The following is a 17,445-nucleotide window of genomic DNA, read 5'->3' as shown; positions in this document are numbered from 1 at the left end:
CCTCTTTGACCTGAGTCAAGACTATGGAGTGAACTGCATCGATATAACGAAACGGCATCGCCAAAATCGGTCGCTGCAGTGCAACATAGATAGAATGAAAAAGACCAGGAGACGATATTGGTATGCAAACCTTTGATTTGCATGCATCAAAACAAGCTATCAAAAGCTTCGTAGTCACAGGAAATACAAACATTCGCCGTGGCGCATATGTCGGCAATGCCGCGCCATGGCCCCGTGATTCCTGACGAAGCCGCCCCAAGGCGGCCTGTTTCCCGGCAGACCTTCTGATCTGGAGCATTCGAGATGACGCTATTGGCTGGCAAAAAAGGCCTGATCGTCGGCATCGCCAACCGCGACAGCATTGCCTGGGCCTGTGCCCGGGCCATGCATGCGGCGGGCGCCGAGGTCGGCGCGACCTGGCAGAACGACAAGGCCCGTGTGCATGTGGAGCCCCTGCTCGACGAGATCGGTGCCGAGCTGCGCATGCCGCTGGACGTGGGCGACGACGAGCAGATGCGCGCACTGTTCGATGCCGCCGCCGTGCGCTGGGGCCGGCTGGACTTCGTGCTGCACGCCGTGGCCTACGCCCCGCGCAAGGACCTGCAGGGCCGCGTGGCAGACAGCTCCCGCGAGGGCTTTGCGCTGGCCATGGACATCTCCTGCCACTCCTTCATCCGCATGGCCCACCTGGCCGAGCCGCTGATGGCCGCCAGCGGCGGCAGCCTCATGACGCTGAGCTACCTGGGCGCCAGCGAGGTCATGCCGCACTACGGAATCATGGGCCCGGTCAAGGCCGCGCTGGAGTCCACCACGCGCTACCTGGCGGCCGAGCTCGGCCCCTCGCGCATCCGCGTCAATGCCGTCTCGCCCGGGCCCATCGCCACGCGCGCGGCCTCGGGCATTGCCGCGTTCGATGAACTCGTGGCCGACAGCGTGCGCCGCTCGCCCATTGCCGGCGAATTGCAGCCCGACGACGTGGGGCCGCTGTGCGCCTTCCTGGCCTCGGACGGGGCGCGCGCCATCACGGGCTGCACGCTGTATGTCGATGGCGGCCACCACATCCTCAACTAGCGGCTGCCGCACCGGCACCCCGCAGCACTGCAGATGACCCTCCCATTCCCCCGAACCGCCGCCGCCGCGCTGGCAGCCGCACTGGCCACCGCCCTGGCGGGATGTGCCTCCCTGGCGCCGCCGCACGAGCCGCCGCCCCTGCCCACGCCCGAGGCATGGCCTGCCCATCTGCAGGCGGGCGCCCAGGGTGTCGCCGCCGCCGGCCTGCCCTGGCGCGAGTACTTCACCGACCCCGTGCTGCGCCAGCTGATCGCCACCGCGCTGGAGCACAACCGCGACCTGCGCGCGGCCGCGCTGCGCGCCGAAGAGGCGCGCGCGGCCTTCCAGATCCAGCGCTCCGAGCTGTTCCCGGCCATTGGCGTGGGCGGCCAGGCTGCACGGGCGCGCGTGCCTGGCGATCTCAACCTCTCGGGCCGCTCCGTGGTCAGCGGCGAGTACCGCGCCGAGGTCGGCTTCAGCAGCTGGGAGCTGGACCTGTGGGGCCGCGTGCGCAGCCTCAAGGACGCGGCCCTGCAGACCTGGCTGGCCAGCGATGCGGGCCGCCACGCCGTGCAGACCGCGCTGATCGCCCAGGTGGCCGACGGCTACCTGGGCCTGCGCGAGCTGGACGAGCGCGTGGCCATTGCGCGCGAGACGCTGGCCACGCGCCAGGAATCCTTTCGCATCTTCACGCGCCGCGAGGCCGTGGGCGCCAGCTCGCGCCTTCAGCTGGCCCAGGTCCAGACCCTGCTGACCCAGGCGCAGGCCCTGCTGGCCCAGCTGGAGCTGGCACGCGCGCAGCAGCTGCATGCCCTGGCCCAGCTGGTCGGCGCCCACCCGGGCCCGCTGCCCGCCGCCGCACCCTTTGACGACGCCCTGGTGCTGGCCGAGCTGCGGCCGGGCCTGCCCTCGGAACTGCTCACGGCGCGGCCCGACATTGCCGCGGCCGAGCACCAGCTGCGCGCGGCCCGGGCCCAGATCGGCGCGGCGCGCGCCGCCTTCTTCCCGCGCATTGCGCTCACCGCCCGCTGGGGCACGGCCAGCGCCGAACTCGACGGCCTGTTCGACGGCGGCAGCCGCGCCTGGGCCTTCGTGCCCACGGTGTCCCTGCCCATCTTCGACGGCGGCCGGCGCCGCGCCAACCTGGAGCTGGGCGAGATCCGCAGCGACATCGCCGTGGCCCAGTACGAGAAAGCCATACAGACCGCCTTCCGCGAGGTGGCCGACGGCCTGGCCGCGCGCCGCTGGCTGTCCGAACAGATCACCGTGCAGCGCACCGCCGTGCAGGCCCAGGCCGAGCGCGCGCGGCTGGCGCAATTGCGCTACGACAACGGCTCGGCCGCCTACCTGGAGGTGCTGGACGCCCAGCGCGACCTGCTGGCCGCACGCCAGCAACTGGTGCAGGCGCGGCGCGCCCTGCTGTCCAGCCAGGTGGGCCTGTATGCCGCCCTGGGCGGCGGCAGCGGCGCGGAACCTGCCGCGCTGCCCGCCACCGTGCCGGCCACGCCTGCCGATCCCCCGAATTCCTGAAGCATCCGGACCCGCCCATGGACAAGAACACCTCTCTGAAGAACAAGATCGTGCCGATCGCCGCCGTGGCGGTCCTGGCCCTCGTGGCCTGGTGGGCCTGGAAGACCTTCACGCCCAAGGGCCCGGGCGAGGGCTTCGTCGGCAGCAATGGCCGGGTCGAGGCCACCGAGATCGACATCTCCACCAAGCTGCCCGGCCGCGTGGAGGAAATCCTGGTGCGCGAGGGCGACTTCGTGCAGGCCGGCCAGCCCGTGGCGCGCATGCAGATCGACACCCTGCGCGCCCAGCGCCAGGAAGCCGACGCCATGCGCCAGCAGGCCGAGCACAGCGTGGCCGCGGCCGAGGCCCAGGTCACCCTGCGCCGCAGCGACCTGGCCGCCGCCCAGGCCCTGATCGTGCAGCGCGAGACCGAGGTGGACGCCGCGCAGCGCCGCTTCAAGCGCTCGGAAACGCTGGCGCGCGAGGGTGCCTCCTCGGTGCAGGAGCTCGATGACGACCGCGCCCGCGTGCGCGGCAGCGAGGCGGCGCTGGCCGCCACGCGCGCCCAGGCCGCCGCCGCCCAGGCCGCCGTGAAGGCAGCCGAGGCCCAGGTGGTCGGCGTGCGCTCCCAGGTGCAGGCGGCCACGGCCACGGTGGCGCGCGTGCAGGCCGACATCGACGACGGCGTGCTCAAGGCCCCGCGCGATGGCCGCGTGCAGCTGCGCGTGGCCCAGCCCGGCGAGGTGCTGGGCGCAGGCGGGCGCGTGCTCAACCTGCTGGACCTGTCCGATGTCTACATGACCTTCTTCGTGCCGGAAACTGCAGCCGGCCGCATCGCCCTGGGCAGCGAGGTGCGCCTGGTGCTGGACGCCGCGCCCGAGTACGTGATTCCGGCCCGCGTCTCCTTCGTCGCCAGCCAGGCCCAGTTCACGCCCAAGACCGTGGAGACCGCCAGCGAGCGCCAGAAGCTGATGTTCCGCGTGCGCGCCCAGATCCCGCCGGAGCTGCTGCGCCGCCATCTGGAACAGGTCAAGACCGGCGTGCCCGGCATGGCCTGGCTGCGCACCGATGCCAGCCATGAGTGGCCCGCCAACCTGGCCATCAAGCTGCCAGCCCAGCCCGCGCAATGAGCCAGAGCACGACGCCCCACGCCAGCGGCTGGGTCGTGCGCCTGAAGGGCGTGCACCAGCGCTATGGCCAGGTCGAGGCGCTGGCGGGCATCGACCTGGACATTCCCGAAGGCCGCATGGTCGGCCTGATCGGGCCGGACGGCGTGGGCAAGTCCAGCCTCATGGCGCTGATCTCCGGGGCGCGCCAGATCCAGGAAGGCAGCGTCGAGGTGCTGGGCGGCGACATGGCCCAGCGCCGGCACCGCGAGGCCGTCTGCCCGCGCGTGGCCTACATGCCGCAGGGCCTGGGGCGCAACCTCTATCCCACGCTATCGGTGGAGGAGAACCTGCAGTTCTTCGCGCGCCTGTTCGGCCATGACGCGGCCGAGCGGCGCCGGCGCATCGACGACCTCACCCAGGCCACGGGCCTGCGCAAATTCCTGGAGCGGCCGGCCGGCAAGCTGTCGGGCGGCATGAAGCAGAAGCTGGGCCTGTGCTGCGCGCTGATCCACGACCCCGACCTGCTCATTCTTGACGAGCCCACCACGGGCGTGGACCCGCTGGCGCGCGCCCAGTTCTGGGACCTGATCGCGCGCATCCGCCGCCAGCGCCCCGGCATGAGCGTGCTGGTGGCCACGGCCTACATGGACGAGGCCCAGCGCTTCGACTGGCTGGTGGCCATGGACGAGGGCCGCGTGCTGGCCACGGGCACGCCGGCCGAGCTGCTGCAGCGCACGGACAGCCGCTCGCTGGAAGAGGCCTTCATCGCCCTGCTGCCCGAAGAGAAAAAGCGCGGCCATGCGCCCGTCACCATTGCACCCCTGCCCGAGGGCGGCGAGGACGACATCGCCATCGAGGCCAGGGACCTGACCATGCGATTTGGCGACTTCGTCGCCGTGGACCATGTGTCCTTCCGCATCCGCCGCGGCGAGATCTTCGGCTTCCTGGGCTCCAACGGCTGCGGCAAAAGCACCACCATGAAGATGCTGACCGGCCTGCTGCCGGCCAGCGAGGGCCAGGCCTGGCTGTTCGGCCAGCCCGTGGACCCGCGCGACATCGACACGCGCCGCCGCGTGGGCTACATGACCCAGGCGTTCTCGCTGTATGGCGAGCTGACCGTGCACCAGAACCTGGTGCTGCACGCGCGCCTGTTCGGCGTGCCCGAGGCGGACATTCCCGCGCGCGTGGCCGAGATGCTGCAGCGCTTCGACCTGCAGGCCGCGCAGCACAGCCTGCCGGCCGCCCTGCCGCTGGGCATGCGCCAGCGCCTGTCGCTGGCCGTGGCCATGGTGCACAAGCCCGAGCTGCTCATCCTGGACGAGCCCACCTCGGGCGTGGACCCCGTGGCGCGCGACGGCTTCTGGCGCCTGCTGGTGGAGCTGTCGCGGCGCGACCGCGTGACCATCTTCATCTCCACCCACTTCATGAACGAGGCCGAGCGCTGCGACCGCATGTCCATGATGCATGCGGGCAAGGTGCTGGACAGCGACACGCCCGCGCGCCTGGTGGCCAAGCGCGGCGCGGCCACGCTGGAGGAAGCCTTCATCGGCTACCTGGTCGAGGCCGGTGGCGGCGAGGCCCCGGCCGCCGAGGAACCGGCCGCGCCTGCCGCCCCCGCTGCCGTGGAAACGCACGCTGCGCGCCGCCGCCATTTCAGCGCCCAGCGCATGCTCAGCTATGTCTGGCGCGAAGCGCTGGAGCTGCAGCGCGACCCGGTGCGCGCCACGCTGGCCCTGGTGGGCTCGCTGATCCTGATGTTCGTGATGGGCTACGGCATCAGCCTGGACGTGGAGGACCTGCGCTTTGCCGTGCTGGACCGCGACCAGACCACCATCAGCCGCAGCTATGCGATGAGCCTGTCGGGCTCGCGCTACTTCATCGAGCAGCCGCCGCTGACCGACTACGACGCACTGGACCGCCGCATGCGCAGCGGCGAGCTGACCCTGGCCATCGAGATCCCCCCGGGCTTTGCGCGCGATGTGCTGCGCGGCGGCTCCGTGCAGGTGGGCGCCTGGTTCGACGGCGCCATGCCCACGCGCGCCGAGACCGTGCGCGGCTACCTGCAGGGCATCCACCAGCACTGGCTGACCGAGCAGGCGCGCGAGCGCCTGGGTATGGCGCCGGCCGGCCTCATCGACATCCAGACGCGCTTTCGCTACAACCCCGACGTGCGCAGCCTGCCGGCCATGGTGCCGGCCGTCATGCCCCTGCTGCTGCTGCTTTTGCCCGCCATGCTGACGGCGCTGGCCGTGGTGCGCGAGAAGGAAAGCGGCTCCATCACCAACCTCTACGTCACGCCGGTCACGCGCACCGAATTCCTGCTGGGCAAGCAACTGCCCTATGTGGTGCTGGCCATGCTGAACTTCCTGCTGATGTGCCTGATGGCCGTCACCCTGTTCGGCGTGCCCGTGACGGGCAGCTTTGCCACGCTGGCCCTGGCGGCGCTGATCTTCAGCGGCGCCTCCACGGGCTTCGGCCTGCTGGCCTCCACGCTGACGCGCAGCCAGATCGCCTCGATGTTCCTGGTGCTGATCGGCACGCTGATCCCCACCACGCAGTTCGCAGGCCTGGTCGACCCCGTGTCCTCGCTGGAGGGTGTGGGCCGCGCCATCGGCGAGGTCTATCCGGCCAGCCACATGATCGCCATCAGCCGCGGCGTGTTCAGCAAGGCGCTGGGATTTCGGGAGCTGGCCGGCTCGTTCGGGCCGCTGCTGCTGTCCGTGCCGGCGATCCTGGGCCTGGCCATTGCGCTGACCAGAAAGCAGGAGAGCTGACATGCGCACCCGCCTTTTCTCCAACATCTACCGGCTGGGCGTCAAGGAGCTGTGGAGCCTGTGGCGCGACCCCGTGCTGCTGGTGCTCATCGCCTATGTGTTCACGGTCTCCATCTACACGGCGGCCACGGCCATGCCCGAGAGCCTGCACAACGCGCCCATCGCCATCGTGGACGAGGACGGCTCGCCGCTGTCGCAGCGCATCGCGGGCGCCTTCTATCCGCCGCAGTTCGCGCCGCCGGCCATGATCGACCGCACGCAGATGGACCCGGGCATGGACTCGGGCACCTACACCTTCGTGCTCAACATCCCGCCCAACTTCCAGCGCGACGTGCTGGCGGGCCGCGCGCCCGAGCTGCAGCTGAACGTGGACGCCACGCGCATGAGCCAGGCCTTCACGGGCAACAGCTATGTGCAGCAGATCGTCTCGGCCGAGGTCAGCGAGTTCGTGCGGCGCTTTCGGGGCGCCACCGCCCTGCCCGTGGACCTGGTGGTGCGCGCGCGCTTCAATCCCGCGCTGGACAAGGTCTGGTTCGGCGGGCTGATGCAGATCATCAACAACGTGACCATGCTGTCCATCATCCTCACGGGCGCGGCGCTGATCCGCGAGCGCGAGCACGGCACGGTGGAGCACCTGCTGGTCATGCCGGTGACACCGACCGAGATCATGCTGGCCAAGATATGGTCCATGGGACTGGTCGTGCTGGTCACCGCCTTTGCCTCGCTCAACCTCGTGGTGCGCGGCGCCCTGGGCGTTCCCATCGAAGGCTCTCAGCCGCTGTTCCTGGCAGGGGCCGCGCTGTGCCTGTTCGCCACAACGTCGCTGGGGATCTTCCTTGCCACGCTGGCGCGCAACATGCCACAGTTCGGCATGCTGCTGGTGCTCGTGCTGCTGCCGCTGCAGCTGCTGTCGGGCGCCATGACGCCGCGCGAAAGCATGCCGCAGCTGGTGCAGACCATCATGCTGGCCGCGCCGACCACCCACTTTGTCGAGCTGTCGCAGGCCATCCTCTACCGCGGAGCGGGGCTGGACGTGGTCTGGAAGCCCTTTCTCGCACTGGCCGCCATCGGCTCCGTGCTGTTCGCCCTCACGCTCGCCCGCTTTCGCAAGACCATCGGCCAGATGGCCTGAGTTTCGTTCCGCCGCCAAGGCATCTTTCCACGTCAACCAGCAAGGAGTTCCATATGAGCGCACAGACCATTCCCCTCCATCTGCTCAAGGCCCAGCTTGAACTGCAACTGCACCTGAGCCGGCTGCTGCAGGAAAGTGGCCAACAGTGGCTGGAGCATGCCGCACGCAACGGCCCCGAGCGCATCGCCGAGACCGGCAGCGAGATCGAGGGCGTGCAGCAGACCAGCAGCTGGCAGGAGCTGGCCACCCTGCCCGCCCAGGCCTTCTGGCGCCACGCCCACCTGCGCATGGGCCATGCCCAGGCCCTGGCCCAGACCGCCATGGCCAGCCAGATGACCCTGGCCCAGGGCGTGCAGCAGGCCGTGCACGACTGGCAGCAACAGGTGGCAGCCACGCTGGGCAACAGCACCCAGGGCGCAGCCGACACCGCCGTGCCGTGGAGCGACCTGCTCGCCCGCTGGACCTCGGCCGTGCAGTCCGTGGCCCAGCCCGCCCATGCGGCGCAGCAGCCCATTGCGACAGCCGCCGCCGAAACGGCCCGCGACACCACAGCCCAGGGCTGACGGGCCCCAAGGAAGCCGCCACGCGGTCCCGCAGGTTCGGGGCCGCATGGGCGCGGGGCGGCCATCCGCACCCAGCCACAAGCAATCACACGCAATCTAAGAGCAGGGCATGACATGCCGGTAAAGGAGTGGGCCAGATGAACGAGAACCTGCAGAGCCACGGCACCGTGGACGTGGGAGGGATGTGGGGCGATCCGATGAAGCTGTCGCAGGCAGCCGCGCAATACGCCACCGATGCCTGGCAGCGCTCGCTGCTGTATGCCGACATCCGGCGCCAGCGTGGCAACCAGTACCGCGAGCATCTGGCCGAGGAAGTGCCCAATGTGCTGAGCTTCCGGGCCGAGATCGTGATGTCGGGCCTGGACCTGCCGCGCCCCGTCAACTACGGGCTGGCACGCATCGCGCCCATGGAGGGCACGGTCATCGACCCGGCCAAGCGCCCCTTCATCGTCGTCGATCCGCGCGCGGGCCACGGCCCCGGCATCGGCGGCTTCAAGCCCGACAGCGAGATCGGCGCCGCGCTCAAGGCCGGCCATCCCTGCTACTTCGTGGGCTTCCTGCCCGACCCCGTGCCCGGCCAGACCGTCGAGGACGTGATGCGCGCCGAGGCCCAATTCGTGCGCAAGGTCGCCGAGCTGCACCCCGAGAGCCGGGGCAAGCCCGCCGTCATCGGCAACTGCCAGGCCGGCTGGCAGATCCTCATGACGGCTGCCGTCTGGCCCGAGCTGTTCGGCCCCATCATCGTGGCCGGTGCGCCGCTGTCGTACTGGGCCGGCGACAACCCCATGCGCTATGGCGGCGGCCTCATGGGCGGCAGCTGGATGACGGCACTGACCAGCGACCTGGGCGCGGGCCGCTTCGACGGCGCATGGCTGGTGCAGAACTTCGAGAACCTCAACCCCGCCAACACGCTGTGGGAAAAGCAGTACCAGGTCTATGCCGACGTGGACACCGAGGGGCCGCGCTACCTGGGCTTCGAGAAGTACTGGGGCGGCTATGTCTTCCTGGAAGGCCGCGAGATGCAGTACATCGTGGACAACCTGTTCATCGGCAACCGGCTGGCCACGGCCGAGCTGACGACCTCGGACGGCGTGCGCATCGACCTGCGCAACATCCGCTCGCCCATCGTGGTGTTCTGCTCGCATGGCGACAACATCACGCCGCCGGGCCAGGCCCTGGGCTGGATCACCGACCTGTACCGCGACGACGAGGACATCGCCGCCCACGACCAGACCATCGTCTTCGCCACGCACGACAGCATCGGCCACCTGGGCATCTTTGTCTCGGGCGCCGTGGGCCGCAAGGAGCACCGCGAGTTCGCGGCGCACATCGACATCATCGACCTGCTGCCCGCCGGCATCTACCGCGCCGAGATCGCCGACCGCCCGGCCGGTGTGCCGGCACAGGACCTGACCGACGACGCCTACCTGATGAAGATCCGCCGCAGCGACCTGGCCGAGGTGCGCGACATCGTCCGGCCCGACCCCGAAAGCGAGCGCCACTTTGCCGCCGCCGCGCGCGTCTCCGAAATCAACCTCGCCCTGTACCGCAACACCGTGCAGCCCTGGGTGCAGGCCCTGTCCACGCCGTTGTCGGCGCGCTGGCTGCAGGCCATGCATCCGCTGCGCGTGGGCTATGAATACTGGTCGGACTCCCACCCGCTGGCCCCTGCCGTGGCCCAGGCCGCCGAGCAGGCGCGCGAGGACCGCCACCCCGTCGAGCCCGACAACCCCTTCCTGAAGGCGCAGCAGGCCATGTCGCAGGCCGTGGTGCATATGCTGGACACCTACCGCGACCAGCGCGACGCCATGCAGGCGCGGCTGTTCCACGCCATCTATGGCTCGCCCCTGGTGCAGGCCCTGGCCGGCCAAAGCCGCCAGGACGACGGCCCGCCGCGCCCGCACCCGGGCGAATCGCCCGAGCACTGCCAGTACATGTGCCAGGAACTGGCACGGCTGCACGAAAGCGTGGCCCAGGGCGGGCTGTACGAGGCCGTCATCCGCGCCCTGTTCCATGTGCTGCGTGCCCGTGGCGAGGCCGATGAGCGCCACTTCCGCCACGCCTGGCGGCTGCTGCAGGATCACCTGGGCGGCGTGCCGCCCGACATGGCGCAGTTCCGCCGCATCGTGCGCCGCCAGGCCCTGCTGATGCAGCGCGAGCCCGACGCCGCCATGGCCGCCATCACCCAGTTGCTGGCCGCCTCGCCGGCGGCCGACATCCGCTGGGGCATGACCACGGTGGACGAACTGGCCAACCAGGGCGGCAACCTCAGCGATGCCGAGCACCAGCGCCTGCTGCAGGCCATGGCGCATTTCGTGCAGGCGCTGGAGGCCGCCGAGTCCAGGCAGGCGAAAGAGCAGGCCGAGCGGCTCCCGGCCATCGCGCCAGCCTCGGTGGCCGAGCCTGAACCTGTGACGGTGCCTCTGACCGCTCCTGCGGCAGCTCCTGAACAGGCACCCGAGCCCGCACCTGTTCCCGACTCCGCGCCTGCCGCCAAGCGCTCCGCACGCGCCCAGGCCAGCCGCGCACACCCCAGCCCCCGGAAAAAGCGATGAACCTCTCCCCCGATTCCGATGCGGCCCTGCCGCCCGAAGACCTGGCACTGCTGCGCAACCACAGCTTCGACGAGCTGGACGTGGGCGACAGCGCCAGCCTGGAACGCACGCTGAGCACCCAGGACCTGCGCCTGTTCGCCGCCCTGTCGGGCGCGGCCGTGGCCGACGGCGCTGGTGCCGGTGCTGGCACGGTTGCCGGCGCCGACGATGACGACACGGCCCTGATTGCCCACGGCATGTGGGGCGGCATGCTGCTGGCCTCGGTGCTGGGCACGCGCCTGCCCGGCCCCGGCACCACCCTGGTCGGCCAGACGCTGCGCTTTCTGGCGCCGCTGGCCGCAGGCGACCGGTTGACCGTGCGCGTGGAGGTGCTGTCCAAGCAGGCCGAGCAGCGCCAGGTCACGCTGGCCGTGGCCTGCACCAACCAGCATGGCGCCGCCGTGATCGAGGGCCAGGCCACCGTGCATGCGCCGGCCCGCCACATCGAGCGCCAGCGCACCAGCCTGCCCGAGATCCGGCTGGAGGCCGGTGGACGCGACGGCCTGCAGCGCCTGCTGGCCCATGTGGCCGGCCTGCCGCCCATCCGCGTGGCCGTGGTCCATCCCTGCGACGAGACCAGCCTCTCGGCCGCGATGGACGCGCGCCGCGAAGGCCTGATCGACCCCGTGCTGGTGGCCCCGCGTGCGCGGCTGGAGGCCGTGGCGGCCGAGCACGGGCTGGACCTGGGCGGCCTGCGCATCGAGGACGTGCCGCACAGCCACGCCGCCGCCACGCGCGGCGCCGAGCTGGCCGCCTGCGGCGAGGTCGAGGCCATCATGAAAGGCAGCCTGCACACGGACGAACTCATGGCCGAGGTCGTGGCCGCCGCCGCCGGCCTGCGCACCAAGCGCCGCGTCAGCCACTGCTTCGTGCTGCAGACGCCGCACTACCCGCGCCCCTTCATCGTCACCGACGCGGCCATCAACCTCGCACCCGACCTGCAGCAAAAGGCCGACATCGTGCGCAACGCCATCGCCCTGGCCCATGCCATCGGCGTGCCCGAGCCCAAGGTCGCCATCCTGGCCGCCGTGGAGACCGTGAGCCCGCACATGCCGGCCACGCTGGACGCCGCCGCGCTGTGCAAGATGGCCGACCGGGGCCAGATCGCGGGCGGCGTGCTCGACGGGCCGCTGGCCTTCGACAACGCCGTGTCCATGGCCGCCGCGCGCACCAAGGGCATCGATTCGCCCGTGGCGGGCCAGGCCGACATCCTGGTCGTGCCCGACCTGGAAAGCGGCAACATGCTGGCCAAGCAGCTCATGTACATGGGCGAGGCGGCCAGCGCCGGCATCGTCATGGGCGCCAAGGTGCCCGTGATCCTGACCAGCCGCGCCGACAGCCGCGCATCGCGCATCGCCTCCTGCGCCATCGCCCTGCTGCTGGCCCACCGCTACCGGAACTCGCCGCCATGATCCCTGCCCACACCGCATCCTCCCCCGCCCGCGAACTGGTCGTGGTGCTCAACTGCGGCTCGTCCAGCATCAAGTTCGCCGTCTTCGATGGTGCACAGCGCCCGCTGCCGCGCAAGCCGCTGTGGAACGGCAAGGTCCAGGGCATAGGCGGGCCCGCGCCCGACTTCGGCGAGAGCGGCGTGCCGCCCTTTGCCATCACCCTGGACACAGCCCACCCCTACCGCGCCGCGCTGCAGCTGATCCGCGAGCGCATCACCGCGCGCCTGGCGCAGCTGAACGGCGCCCGCGTGGCCGCCATCGCCCACCGCGTGGTGCACGGCGGCAGCCGCTACTTCGAGCCCGTGCGCGTCGATGCCGGCGTGCTGGCCGACCTCAAGGCCTTCATCCCGCTGGCGCCACTGCACCAGCCCTTTGCGCTGGAGGCCATGGACATCCTGCTGCGCGAGCGGCCCGAACTGGTGCAGGTGGCCTGCTTCGACACCGCCTTCCACCACACGCTGCCCAAGGTCGAGCAACTGCTGCCCCTGCCGCATGCGGCCTGGGAACGCGGGCTGCGCCGCTACGGCTTCCACGGCCTGTCCTACGAATACATGGCCACCGCCCTGCCCGAGCGCCATGGCGACCTGGCGCGCGGGCGCACCCTGGTGGCCCACCTGGGCAGCGGCGCCAGCCTGTGCGCCATGCAGGGCCTGCAAAGCGTGGCCACGACCATGGGCTTCTCTGCGCTGGACGGCCTGATGATGGGCACGCGCACCGGCGCGCTGGACCCCGGCGCCGTGATCTACCTGATGGAAATCGAAAAGCTCAGCCTGCAGGAAGTGGGCCGCATCCTGTACCACGAGTCCGGCCTGCTGGGCGTCTCGGGCACCTCGTCCGAGCCGCGCGTGCTGCTGCCGCTGGAATCAGGCGCCGATGCCCGGGCCGAGCGTGCCCGCGACGCGCTGGCGCTTTACGTGCGGCGCATCGTGCGCGAGATCGGCGCCCTGGTCGCCGTGCTGGGCGGCCTGGACCTGCTGGTGTTCACCGCAGGCGTGGGCGAGCACAGCGCCGAGATACGGCGGCGCGTGTGCGAGGGCCTGGGCTTTCTGGGCCTGCGGCTGGACGCCGAGGCCAATGCGCGCGATGCGGCCGTGATCTCGGCCACCGGCAGCGCCGTCACCGTGGGCGTGGAGCCCACGAACGAGGAATGGGTGGCGGCGCGCCATGCGCTGCGCTGGCTGCCGGGCAACGCGATCCCCGCATGAGTGTGAACAGGCCCTAGGAACGATCGTCCTGCGCACCGCCTTCGCGCAGCCGCGCGAACTCGCGGTGCTCGTAGGCAATGCATTCCTCCATGAGGTGGCGGTACACCGCCTCCATCATGTCGGGCTGGCCGCCCTCGGCGGCCGTGCGCTCGCGCACGCGGCGCACGATGGCCTCGATGCGGCCCTCGTCGCGCACCTGGGCCGCATCGGCCTTGATGCGCGCGGCCTGCTGCATGTAGCCCATGCGCGTGACCAGCAGCGGCACCAGCACATCGTCCAGCGCATCCACATTGCGGCGCACATCCAGCATGTCGGTGCAGTGCTGCACCAGGTCGATGGCCTGCTTGGCGCGGTCCGTGCTCATTCCAGTCCTTCCTCCACCAGCTCGGCCGCGCGCATCAGTGCGCGCGCCTTGTGCTCGGTCTCTTTCCATTCCATCTCGGGCACGGAATCGGCCACCACGCCGGCGGCGGCCTGCACGTAGAGCGTGCCGTCCTTGATCACGCCCGTGCGGATGGCAATGGCCAGGTCCATGTCGCCCGCAAAGCTCAGGTAGCCGCAGGCGCCGCCGTAGATGCCGCGCTTGGTCGGCTCCAGCTGATCGATGATCTCCATGGCATGCACCTTGGGCGCGCCCGTCAGCGTGCCGGCCGGGAAGGTGGCCTTGAACACATCCATGTTGTCCATGCCGTCGCGCAGAATGCCCTCCACGTTGCTGACGATGTGCATCACGTGGCTGTAGCGCTCCACGGCAAAGGCCTCGGTCACCTTCACGCTGCCCGTCTTGGCGATGCGGCCGATGTCGTTGCGCGCCAGGTCGATCAGCATCACATGCTCGGCGCGTTCCTTGGGGTCGGCCACCAGTTCCTTTTCGGTGGCCTTGTCGGCCTCGGGCGTGGCGCCGCGCGGGCGCGTGCCGGCCAGCGGGCGGATGGTGACCTTCTGGCCCTCGTCCGTGTTCTCCTGGCGCACCAGGATCTCGGGGCTGGCGCCCACCACATGGAAATCGCCCAGGTGGTAGTAGTACATGTAGGGGCTGGGATTGAGCGAACGCAGCGCGCGGTACAGGCTCAAGGGGCTGGCAGTGAAGCGCTTGTGGATGCGCTGGCCCACCTGCACCTGCATGAAGTCGCCCGCGGCGATCAGCTCCTTGGCCTTCTCCACGGCCGCCAGGTAGTCTTCCTTGGCAAAGCTGCGCTGGGCCGGATGGCTCTCGCCGGCCTTGATCTGCGGCGCGCTGACCGAGTAGCGCAGCAGATCCTTCAGCTGGCGCAGCCGCTTCTTGGCGCGCGTATAGGCCTCGCTCTCGCCGGGGTTGGCATAGACGATCAGGTACAGCTTGCCCGACAGGTTGTCGATCACCGCCACTTCCTCGCACTGCAGCAGCAGGATGTCGGGGCAGTTGAGCGTATCGGGCGGGCAGGAATCTTCCAGCTTCTTCTCGATGTAGCGCACGGCGTCGTAGCCGAAGTAGCCGGCCAGCCCGCCGCAAAAACGCGGCAGCCCCGGGCGCAGCGCCACCTTGAAGCGCTTTTGGTAGGCAGCGATGAAGTCCAGCGGATTGCCCTTGGCCGTCTCCACCACCTGGCCATCGGTCACCACCTCGGTGCATGCCGCATCGCCGAAGCCGCTGGCGCGCAGCAGCGTGCGTGCAGGCAGGCCGATGAAGCTGTAGCGCCCGAAGCGCTCGCCGCCCACCACGGACTCCAGCAAAAAGCTGTGCTTGCCGTCACCGCCCGCATGGGCCAGCTTGAGGTAGAGGGACAGGGGGGTTTCGAGGTCCGCAAACGCCTCGACCATCAGAGGGATGCGGTTGTAGCCCTGCGCAGCAAGGCTCTTGAATTCAAGTTCGGTGATCACGGGGAAAGACTCCGGATTGCGTGGCGCTGGCAGACCTGGTGTGGGTGCGGGCTGCGTATGGATTGCGCCGATTCATTCGATTGGCCCGTAGGGCCTCGGGTGCACGCCGGGTCGCGCCCCGGGTGCTTCAGCTGTTCAGTTGGACAGGCTTGCGCCAGGGCCAGGCTCCCCGGTCTCCACAACCTGCAATGAACATGCGATGAATGAACATAGCGGGCAAGTGTAGCGCAGACGCGGCTGGGTACAAGTGCGGGCCGGCGCCTTGCGGGGGCGCCGCAGGGGCCTGCCATGGCCACAATTGACACCCTGGTCAGCCTGACCAACAATGGCAGCACAACCTGACCAGAAAGGTCGACCATGCCGTCCCATTTCTCCGCCCGCACCGACGCTGCCTTGCCCGAGGGCGAACGCGACCCGCTGAACCGCGCCCTGCGGGACCTGAGCCATCAGGTCGGATCGGCCATGCCGCGCAACACCACGCCCATGCCGATCTCGGTCTTCAAGGCGCAGTACGGCGCGGTGCTCAAACAGGCCGATCACGACGGGGTGGCCCTCATCTCCCAGGGCCGCAAGCGCTACGTGATCGTCAGCGAGGAGCACATGGTGGCCCTGTCCGCCAACGAACGCGCCCCCCGCACGGTGGCCGACATCTGCCGGTCCCTGCCGCTGCCGCGCCAGGCCGTGGATCTGTCCGCTGCGCAGATGTCCGGGGCGCGCGGCGATATCGACGTACCCGCCCGACGCGCGCCATGAGCCGCTACCTGCTGGGTCCCCGCTGCCTGCTGTGGATGGCGAACCAGGAGCCCGCGACCCTGCAGTGGTTCTCCACCATCCGGCCGCTGGACTGCATCGTCAGCGACCTGTCCATGGCCATCGCCAAGGCGGCCGTGGCCGAGGCATTCCACGACCTGCGTGACCGCAACGAGTGGTTCTCCCTGCTCGATGCGCTGTATGCCAACCTGCGGGCCGAAGGCGCCTCCATGCTGACCAGCGTGGACAACAAGGTGCTGGAGCGCTTCATCGAATGGCGCAACTTCGCGCCGCTGGACAGCCAGGGCCCGCAGGGCACGGCGCCCCTGGCGCAGGACCTGCGGCTGCTCATCGCCACGGCCGACCTGCTCAAGGTCTGCTACACCGAGCCCGCCAACCTCTACCTGGCGCAGGCCGCCGCCCGGGGCGTTGCCGTGCACGCGCTGTGATGGACTTCGACGTACCGCCCCTGTCCAGCGCGGTGCGCCAGGGCCTGCGCCGGCGCCGGGTCGTCCTGAGCCTGTCGGGCGGCGGCTATCGCGGCCTGTTCAGCGCCCATGTGCTGGAGCGCATCCACCGCGAATTCGGCAACGGCGACCTGCTGGAGAAAGTGGACCTGTTCGCCGGCACCTCCATCGGCGCAATCATCGCCACCGCCCTGGCCAGCGGCTGCCAGCCCGCGCGCATCAAGCAGTTGCTGCTGGACCATGGCCCCGCCATCTTTCCCTCCAAATGGCTGCCCGGCCTGCGCCAGGCCATGGGCAAGGCGCTCTATGACAGCGCCCCGCTGCGCGCAGCGATCAAGGAGGCCATGCCGCAAGCGGAGCAGTCCGCCCTGGGGCAACTGCAGGTGCCGCTGCTGCTGCCCGCCGTGAACTGGAATTCATCGCAGCTGCACCTGCTGGCCAGCGGCGCCCTGCCCGACAGGGACCGGCTGGGCCTGACGCTGATGGACGCCATGCTGGCCTCATCGGCCGCCCCCACCTACTTTCCCGCGCACGCCGCAGCAGGCCATGTCTTCGTGGACGGCGGACTCGCCGCCAACGCGCCCGACCTGCTGGCCCTGCAAGCCGCCCGCCAGCTCTGGGGGCCGGCCGCCGACATCGTGATGATCAGCGTAGGCACCGCCAACCCCCAGCAGGGCCAGGACCCCGTGGCCATGCCCCGGCGCGGGCTGACCCTGGTCAAGCCCCTGCTGGACCTGGTCATGGCCGCCCAGGAAGTCCAGGCCGTCAAGGCGGCCCGCCAGGAACTGGGCACCAGCAGCTACCTGCGCCTGAACTTCACGCAGCCCGCAGCCCAGCAAAAGCGCCTGGGCCTGGACATCGCCAACGCCGACAGCACCCGGCTGCTGCAGGCCCTGGGCGACGAATGCATCGCCGCCCTCACGGACCAGGAAAAGACGCTGCTGAAGAACGTCCTGGGCTGAAACGCCAGGCCAAGCGAAG

Annotated in this window: 14 protein-coding genes; 12 read left to right on the top strand and 2 right to left on the bottom strand. The window is 70.1% G+C overall.

The genetic code is table 11. The features are described from left to right. Positions 1-303 precede the first annotated feature (303 nt). The 9 genes from fabI (at position 304) to ACF8ME_RS14890 (ending at position 13,387) form a co-directional block, all read left to right on the top strand. Complete coding sequence (gene fabI / locus ACF8ME_RS14930; protein WP_392417188.1) at positions 304-1,071, top strand: enoyl-ACP reductase FabI; 768 nt, start codon at positions 304-306, stop codon at positions 1,069-1,071. A 33-nt stretch (positions 1,072-1,104) separates the two neighbouring features. After that, positions 1,105-2,580: an efflux transporter outer membrane subunit gene (locus ACF8ME_RS14925; RefSeq protein WP_392417185.1), complete on the top strand. Its 1,476-nt coding sequence runs from the start codon at positions 1,105-1,107 to the stop codon at positions 2,578-2,580. Between the two features lie 17 nt (positions 2,581-2,597). Next, positions 2,598-3,689, top strand: a complete 1,092-nt coding sequence (locus ACF8ME_RS14920; protein ID WP_012202692.1) for an HlyD family secretion protein — start codon at positions 2,598-2,600, stop codon at positions 3,687-3,689. After that, complete coding sequence (gene rbbA, locus ACF8ME_RS14915) at positions 3,686-6,442, top strand: ribosome-associated ATPase/putative transporter RbbA (protein ID WP_392417182.1); 2,757 nt, start codon at positions 3,686-3,688, stop codon at positions 6,440-6,442. Before ACF8ME_RS14920 ends, rbbA begins: the two co-directional genes overlap by 4 nt. Position 6,443: 1 nt before the next feature. Further along, entirely contained in the window at positions 6,444-7,574 is a 1,131-nt protein-coding gene (locus ACF8ME_RS14910; protein WP_017405871.1) for an ABC transporter permease, read from the top strand. Between the two features lie 53 nt (positions 7,575-7,627). Then, on the top strand, positions 7,628-8,137 hold the full coding sequence (locus ACF8ME_RS14905; protein ID WP_392417180.1) for a hypothetical protein: 510 nt from the start codon (positions 7,628-7,630) through the stop codon (positions 8,135-8,137). A 137-nt stretch (positions 8,138-8,274) separates the two neighbouring features. Continuing rightward, on the top strand, positions 8,275-10,692 hold the full coding sequence (locus ACF8ME_RS14900; RefSeq protein ID WP_392417179.1) for a DUF3141 domain-containing protein: 2,418 nt from the start codon (positions 8,275-8,277) through the stop codon (positions 10,690-10,692). Further along, positions 10,689-12,143 carry a bifunctional enoyl-CoA hydratase/phosphate acetyltransferase gene (locus ACF8ME_RS14895; RefSeq protein WP_392417176.1) on the top strand — a complete coding sequence of 485 codons (1,455 nt, stop codon included), beginning with the start codon at positions 10,689-10,691 and terminating at the stop codon, positions 12,141-12,143. Before ACF8ME_RS14900 ends, ACF8ME_RS14895 begins: the two co-directional genes overlap by 4 nt. After that, positions 12,140-13,387, top strand: coding sequence for an acetate/propionate family kinase (locus ACF8ME_RS14890; RefSeq protein ID WP_209799454.1), 1,248 nt, complete (start codon positions 12,140-12,142; stop codon positions 13,385-13,387). The genes ACF8ME_RS14895 and ACF8ME_RS14890 overlap by 4 nt, the downstream gene beginning before the upstream one ends. A 13-nt stretch (positions 13,388-13,400) precedes the next feature. Here the strand turns inward: ACF8ME_RS14890 and ACF8ME_RS14885 are convergent, their stop codons facing one another. Together ACF8ME_RS14885 and trpE are read right to left on the bottom strand one after the other, a co-directional pair. Beyond that, the gene (locus ACF8ME_RS14885; protein ID WP_016449526.1) at positions 13,401-13,751 is read right to left on the bottom strand and encodes a chorismate mutase; all 351 of its coding nucleotides are present in this window, start codon (positions 13,749-13,751) and stop codon (positions 13,401-13,403) included. Beyond that, positions 13,748-15,247 (bottom strand): anthranilate synthase component I, encoded by a 1,500-nt coding sequence (trpE, locus tag ACF8ME_RS14880; protein WP_016449525.1) that lies wholly within the window; start codon positions 15,245-15,247, stop codon positions 13,748-13,750. The genes ACF8ME_RS14885 and trpE overlap by 4 nt, the downstream gene beginning before the upstream one ends. A gap of 357 nt (positions 15,248-15,604) precedes the next feature. Between trpE and ACF8ME_RS14875 the strand changes: the two genes are divergently transcribed. From ACF8ME_RS14875 to ACF8ME_RS14865, 3 genes are read left to right on the top strand one after another with little or no spacing between them, the layout of a single operon-like run. Continuing rightward, positions 15,605-16,000, top strand: coding sequence for a hypothetical protein (locus ACF8ME_RS14875; protein ID WP_013804688.1), 396 nt, complete (start codon positions 15,605-15,607; stop codon positions 15,998-16,000). Next, positions 15,997-16,446, top strand: coding sequence for a hypothetical protein (locus tag ACF8ME_RS14870; protein ID WP_313284260.1), 450 nt, complete (start codon positions 15,997-15,999; stop codon positions 16,444-16,446). The genes ACF8ME_RS14875 and ACF8ME_RS14870 overlap by 4 nt, the downstream gene beginning before the upstream one ends. Further along, positions 16,446-17,426, top strand: coding sequence for a CBASS cGAMP-activated phospholipase (locus ACF8ME_RS14865; RefSeq protein WP_392417173.1), 981 nt, complete (start codon positions 16,446-16,448; stop codon positions 17,424-17,426). Before ACF8ME_RS14870 ends, ACF8ME_RS14865 begins: the two co-directional genes overlap by 1 nt. Positions 17,427-17,445 lie beyond the last annotated feature (19 nt).

This window comes from Delftia sp. WSY_7 (genome assembly GCF_043104845.1).
Classification (GTDB): domain Bacteria; phylum Pseudomonadota; class Gammaproteobacteria; order Burkholderiales; family Burkholderiaceae_C; genus Comamonas; species Comamonas tsuruhatensis.
Note: the sequence above shows the minus strand (reverse complement) of the source record. Positions and strands in the feature narration are given on the sequence as shown.

Coding starts and splice junctions, on each gene's coding strand:
- rbbA (WP_392417182.1), top strand. CDS start 3,686: ATGAGCCAGAGCACGACGCCCCACGCCAGCGGCTGGGTCGTGCGCCTG.
- ACF8ME_RS14890 (WP_209799454.1), top strand. CDS start 12,140: ATGATCCCTGCCCACACCGCATCCTCCCCCGCCCGCGAACTGGTCGTG.
- ACF8ME_RS14885 (WP_016449526.1), bottom strand. CDS start 13,751: ATGAGCACGGACCGCGCCAAGCAGGCCATCGACCTGGTGCAGCACTGC.
- ACF8ME_RS14900 (WP_392417179.1), top strand. CDS start 8,275: ATGAACGAGAACCTGCAGAGCCACGGCACCGTGGACGTGGGAGGGATG.
- ACF8ME_RS14925 (WP_392417185.1), top strand. CDS start 1,105: ATGACCCTCCCATTCCCCCGAACCGCCGCCGCCGCGCTGGCAGCCGCA.
- ACF8ME_RS14865 (WP_392417173.1), top strand. CDS start 16,446: ATGGACTTCGACGTACCGCCCCTGTCCAGCGCGGTGCGCCAGGGCCTG.
- ACF8ME_RS14905 (WP_392417180.1), top strand. CDS start 7,628: ATGAGCGCACAGACCATTCCCCTCCATCTGCTCAAGGCCCAGCTTGAA.
- ACF8ME_RS14895 (WP_392417176.1), top strand. CDS start 10,689: ATGAACCTCTCCCCCGATTCCGATGCGGCCCTGCCGCCCGAAGACCTG.
- fabI (WP_392417188.1), top strand. CDS start 304: ATGACGCTATTGGCTGGCAAAAAAGGCCTGATCGTCGGCATCGCCAAC.
- ACF8ME_RS14870 (WP_313284260.1), top strand. CDS start 15,997: ATGAGCCGCTACCTGCTGGGTCCCCGCTGCCTGCTGTGGATGGCGAAC.
- ACF8ME_RS14910 (WP_017405871.1), top strand. CDS start 6,444: ATGCGCACCCGCCTTTTCTCCAACATCTACCGGCTGGGCGTCAAGGAG.
- ACF8ME_RS14875 (WP_013804688.1), top strand. CDS start 15,605: ATGCCGTCCCATTTCTCCGCCCGCACCGACGCTGCCTTGCCCGAGGGC.
- ACF8ME_RS14920 (WP_012202692.1), top strand. CDS start 2,598: ATGGACAAGAACACCTCTCTGAAGAACAAGATCGTGCCGATCGCCGCC.